The following is a 5,347-nucleotide window of genomic DNA, read 5'->3' as shown; positions in this document are numbered from 1 at the left end:
TACCTCACCATATTTTCCAAGAATGGTCCTAATCTTTCCATCCGGCATAAGTAATATTCTTTCAGGGGGAATCACTAAAGATTCTTTATCCGGCATTCCATATACCCGGTTTCTTCTAAATGCTTTAGCAAGGAATAAGCAGACTGTTGCCTGTCTGCAGATCTCCTCAAAGACAAGGCTGTCATCAGGGCAGCCGGAAACTCCGGCGCTGAAAGTAAAAGTTATATTTTTATATTCATCTCTACCTTCCGATGCAAATTTAACTTTTTTAAAAGCCTTCCTTACTTCCTCTATCAGCCTTATTGTATGGTCTCTGTCCCATTCCGGCATAAAAATTAAAAATTCATCCCCCTCTGACTTCAGGATAATCGATTCCGGTGGAAATAGCTTTTGAAAAAATTGATGCATTTTCTTTATAATCTTTTCCATTTCACCCCGTGTAATCCGTAGTGAAAACCGAATAATATAATCTAAATCAATCATTATTACAGAATACATCTTAAGCAGCTTTAGTTCTGGCCTTATTAGCTTTTGAATCTCTTTTTCACAAAACAAATGCATGTAATCTCCCGTCTGTTTATAAGCTTTTACTGAAGTAGTTTGCGCCCGGAGGAACAGAATCTATTTTACCTCTTGCTTCATCCAGAACCTCCAGATATTCTTCTACAGACATTCCTTTTTTTCTTGTGTATGAATATTCAAAAGCTACATATCCTTTTTTATCATGCCGAAGAGGGTTATACACATCTACATCCTCTATTTCAAATTTCTCTATTTGATTAACCATGTCAGAAAACAGTCCGAACGGAGTAATATATGCTTTGTGATAGATATCTTTATTATCCAGCAAGAACCGTATCGTATCATATGCTTCTTCCTTTTCTTCTGTTGGAAAACCAATAATGCAGCTAAGGTGATTGGAGATACCAGCTTCTTTAAAGTTTCTCAACACCTTTTTCATATTATCAGTATCCATTCCTTTTTCCATAAGATTCAAGATTCTGGCATTACCAGACTCAATACCAAATAATACGGATCTCAAACCGCTTTTGAACAAAATTTCACAGTTCTCTTTTGTAAATCCCTTCTCAGTTCTCAAGAAAACTGAATAAACAATATCGACTTTCTCTTTTATTAATATCTTGGCTACATCCACAAAATATTGTGGTAATATGGCATCGTCTGCAAAGTGAAACAATCTAATACCATACTTTTCCTTCAAAGTTAATAAGTCATGCACTACCTTCTCCTTGGTGGCCATCATATAGCTGCTGTTACATCCACGGTGTCCGCAGAAAGCACATTTGCCCCAATAACATCCCCTTGTCATTTGAAACGGGAGTTTGGGATAAGCATATTTTTCCAGAGGCATATCAGAAAAATCCGGCATTGGTATATCGTTCATTGGACAATTTTTCCCCACTTCATTCTCTTGCAGTTCCCCAGATTCGGTTAAATACACAAGATTGGGAACATCAGCCAATGTTCCTATATTCTTCAGCCAACAATCACACAGTTTTAACAGCGGTACCTCTCCCTCTCCTCTCATGATTACATCAAAGTATGGTGATATGACACTGCTATGTAAAAATGCCTTCCAGAAAATTGATGAAATAGCTCCGCCAAATGCAATTTTAATACTTGGTTTTTTTCTTCTGATTTCTCTGCATATATGTAAGGTATAGAGCACCTGGCTGGCGTAAGTTATGGAGAATCCAATAACTTTAGGATTCTTGCACAGAATATCCGGTATGATTACATCTTCAATATAACGATAGATAGTATTGTCCGAAGTCATCCGCTCATTTTTTAGAAATTCTTCTTCAACAGATTTAAATGTAACAGGGTCAAAACTAATTTTTGCAATACAATCACCGGCAATTGACAAATATCGGTATATCATATCTGTCGCCCAACCTGTCTTCAACTTATCAGATTCATTTTTTCCTCTCAGAATTTCTTGGGCTCTGGTATAATTCTGATTGATATTTTTACTTCTTTTATTAAACAGGACACTTGTATCTCCAGACATAAATTTTCGTATTAATTTGTCCATTAATTCTACATTATAATCCTTGATTTTACATGATGTGTAACCATTTGCAGCTACATAGCTCTTTAAAAGCGGAAGCCCAATATGTGCATTTTCATGATTTCCCAAAGGCGGGAAAATTAATAAAAGATCCAAGATATAACCTCCCTTTATTCGTCCATATCAGACCTTAAAACATCATTTATAGTTTCTATAATCGCATTAATCGTTGAAAAGTTTGCAGTGAGTAAATCTTCATCACTGAATATGAAATTTAATTCTTTTTCTATTTCTACTATAGAATTCATCATTTGAAAAGAATCCATACCATTTTGCAATAAATTTTCATCTTTATCCGTGTTATAGATTTCATCACCAATTACAGTTTTTTTACTTAGTGTGTCTAATACTGTTTTTTCTATCTCCATTTTCTCATCAGCCACCTTTCGTTTCATAAATATTATTTACCTTGATATATTAGCTAAATATAGATAACAAGTCTGAAAGTCTATGAATTGTATGTTCCGGGATGCAGTTTCCCTCTCTTAGATTTTCATGATTCCTATTAATCCATATGGCAGGTATATTCAGCCATCCGGCTCCACAGATATCATCCGTTTGAGAATCGCCTATCATATATAAATCCGTATTGTTTCTATTTAATAATTGCATAGCCCTGAGAAAAATTTTTTGATCAGGCTTATTTGATCTTGCATCTTCTGATGTTACAATAAAATCAAATTGAAACCCCTCCTTTTTAATTGAAGAATAAATAATATCATTATCTGCATTACTAATTAACCCGACATAATACTTGTTTCTCAGCTCACCAATAACATTCCTGGCGTCCTCATAGGCGCGGGCATTTTCAAAAAACGCCTTAACCGAACTTGTAAATACACCTTCAAAGCAGTCAATACCATATTTCACACATGTTTTTTGGAGACTCTGGTTAAGAATCTCCATCCCAGTTAGAAATACATCTCCTCTTTCCATCACAGCTTTATATTTTGCAAAACTGCGGCAAAACTTATCCAGATTCACTTCTATCCCCTGGTGCAATAAGTAAGTCTTCATGATGCAATTCAGATGAGTGTAGAATCCTTCTAAATTTACTAAAGTACCGTAATAATCAAAACAAAGTACACTTTTTCTCAAACCGTCTGTTCCTTTCTATAATATTCCAATAGTTGTACATAAACCCATGACAAACCTTCTTTTAGCTGAACAGTTGTAAGCTTTTCAGGTCTGATTACAACATCCAGTGGTGCATATCTATACCAGTCACTGTTTAAAATTTTTCCTTTTCTGCTGTAATCTTCTCTAAGCCTTGTACCTGGAAGTGGAATGGGAGTCTCAATTCGAACTGCATCCAATTTGCTGTCAACAATAAATTTTTCAGTATATGCAAAGCAATTGGCTGTATCATGGTCTAATCCCAATATAAAAAACCCTGATATCTCCATGCCATAAGAATGAATCTTATCAATGAAATATGCATATTTAGATTGAAATTCCAGTTTAAAATAAGATTTTTCAATTGATCTTAGATTTTTATGAGTGATACTGTACAGATTTATATTTATTCTTTTGCAGCCTGCACTTTTCATTAGTGACAGCGCTACATCATCAGTAATGATTGTCAAATCAACCGATGCAATCCATCTGATTTTAAGTTTTTTTAACAGATGTAGAAATTCCATAAACTCATCTATCATTGCTGCGGCGTTACAATCAGTAAAAACTATGGCAGCATCTGGAAAGCACTGCATTACATGCTTTATTTCCTTTTCTAAGTTCTGATTACATTTTCTCCGGAAATTGTTTCCTAATATACCAGGAACAACACAGTGACTACAGTGTTTTGAACATCCACGCATAGTTTGTACATTGATAAAGCGATATCGGTACTTCTGAGATAAATCATATCTTGGCAGAACACATTCTCTCATATTTAAGTATTGCCCTTCCTTTGACCTGTAAATAGATTTTATCCTGCCAGCTTCAAAATCAGCAATAAATTCCTTTATATAAAGTTCAGCCTCACCAATAAAGAGTACATTGAATGTTTTAAGCATTTTTTCCATCTCATAAAATATTGTATTAACACTGAACAATACCTTTAGTGTATCAGAGCAAAAGGATTCAATTATCTTGAGGGCATTCTTAATTAAGGCTGTATCTGCCTCCACAATAATAATATCGTAATGTTCTTGAATTTGAATTGCTTCATAATTTTCATCAAAATACTCTATATGATAGCCAGCTGGAAAACTAGCCGCTATTGACAATAAATCTATACTGGGACTTAACGGGGAAGTCATTTTTTCATTAAATTCTGTTGCATTTTCTAAAAGGCTTTGAATATGTTTGTTCTCACCAAACATATTTCTTTTTGGTGATATTAAAGCTATTTTATGCAACCTGCCTCCCCTCCTTTCTCTACATTACGTAATTCTTATTTTTTTCTTTCCAGACACTGTTCGGTGATTTCTACAACCTTATTCAAAGATGTCATTTGCGTCAGCATCTCCGGGTCAATGGTTATGGAATATCTGTTTTCTATAACGGCAAGTATTTCTAATGCCCTTAATGAATCCATGCCAAGATCTTCATAAAATAAAGCATCCGGTAAAAGAGCCTCCGGTTCTGTTTCAATTATTTCACAAACAATATCTCTTAATTCCTCTTTTAAATTATTTTTCATAGCAATCCTCCTGTTATAATTTGGTCGTAATAAACAAAATATCCTATTCTTTGTAGAGTATTCTTAACAATAGTGCAAATCCATACGCAGATAAGAAATCATGTCTGCTAAAAATTTTCCCAGATTAAATAAAATCTTGTCCTGTATCCTTAGTATATTGATCATTGATTTTTGATCTGCATAATCACTTATTGTTTTAACTGACACAAAAGCAATCTTCCTTTCGTTACAGATGTGCAAAATCGGATAACTTTCCATTTCAACACAAGCTGCATGATATTTTTTATAGTATAAATCAGATTCTGTCTTATTTCGCAGCATTCTGTCAACAGTCAGGATTTTCCCGCTTGACAGGTTAATGCCGCATTTGTTAATTTGCAAGGTATTATCATAAGTTTTTAAAAAATTGTGTATAACTTTCATGTTGCTTTTGGATTTCTCTGTTTCCAGTTGTCTCCCTTTTATTTTTATAACATAATCCGACAGCACAATGTCACCCAGCTTTAATTCAGGACAAATGGCCCCAGCCATTCCTGCAGAAATAATAAGACTAATTTTATGGTAATTATTTACAACAAAATCTGCACACTCCTTTGCACCGCCTGGTC

7 protein-coding genes are annotated in these 5,347 nt (G+C 34.4%); all 7 read right to left on the bottom strand.

Features of this window, described 5'->3' with window-relative positions:
* On the bottom strand, positions 1 to 555 hold a 555-nt coding region (locus tag ACH2DQ_RS02790; protein WP_395025501.1), incomplete at its 3' end, for a GGDEF domain-containing protein.
* Between the two features lie 22 nt (positions 556 to 577).
* Positions 578 to 2,188: a B12-binding domain-containing radical SAM protein gene (locus ACH2DQ_RS02785; RefSeq protein ID WP_395025499.1), complete on the bottom strand. Its 1,611-nt coding sequence runs from the start codon at positions 2,186 to 2,188 to the stop codon at positions 578 to 580.
* Between the two features lie 14 nt (positions 2,189 to 2,202).
* The gene (locus ACH2DQ_RS02780; RefSeq protein WP_395025497.1) at positions 2,203 to 2,460 is read right to left on the bottom strand and encodes a phosphopantetheine-binding protein; all 258 of its coding nucleotides are present in this window, start codon (positions 2,458 to 2,460) and stop codon (positions 2,203 to 2,205) included.
* A 49-nt stretch (positions 2,461 to 2,509) separates the two neighbouring features.
* Positions 2,510 to 3,190: an HAD family hydrolase gene (locus tag ACH2DQ_RS02775; protein WP_395025495.1), complete on the bottom strand. Its 681-nt coding sequence runs from the start codon at positions 3,188 to 3,190 to the stop codon at positions 2,510 to 2,512.
* Positions 3,187 to 4,455 carry a B12-binding domain-containing radical SAM protein gene (locus ACH2DQ_RS02770; protein ID WP_395025493.1) on the bottom strand — a complete coding sequence of 423 codons (1,269 nt, stop codon included), beginning with the start codon at positions 4,453 to 4,455 and terminating at the stop codon, positions 3,187 to 3,189. The genes ACH2DQ_RS02775 and ACH2DQ_RS02770 overlap by 4 nt, the downstream gene beginning before the upstream one ends.
* A gap of 35 nt (positions 4,456 to 4,490) precedes the next feature.
* Complete coding sequence (locus ACH2DQ_RS02765; RefSeq protein WP_395025491.1) at positions 4,491 to 4,739, bottom strand: acyl carrier protein; 249 nt, start codon at positions 4,737 to 4,739, stop codon at positions 4,491 to 4,493.
* A 63-nt stretch (positions 4,740 to 4,802) separates the two neighbouring features.
* Positions 4,803 to 5,347, bottom strand: a 545-nt coding sequence (locus ACH2DQ_RS02760; RefSeq protein ID WP_395025489.1) for a hypothetical protein, incomplete at its 5' end; no start/stop codon positions are given.

This window comes from Robinsoniella sp. (assembly GCF_034124845.1).
This window is presented reverse-complemented; position numbering and strand designations above follow the sequence as displayed.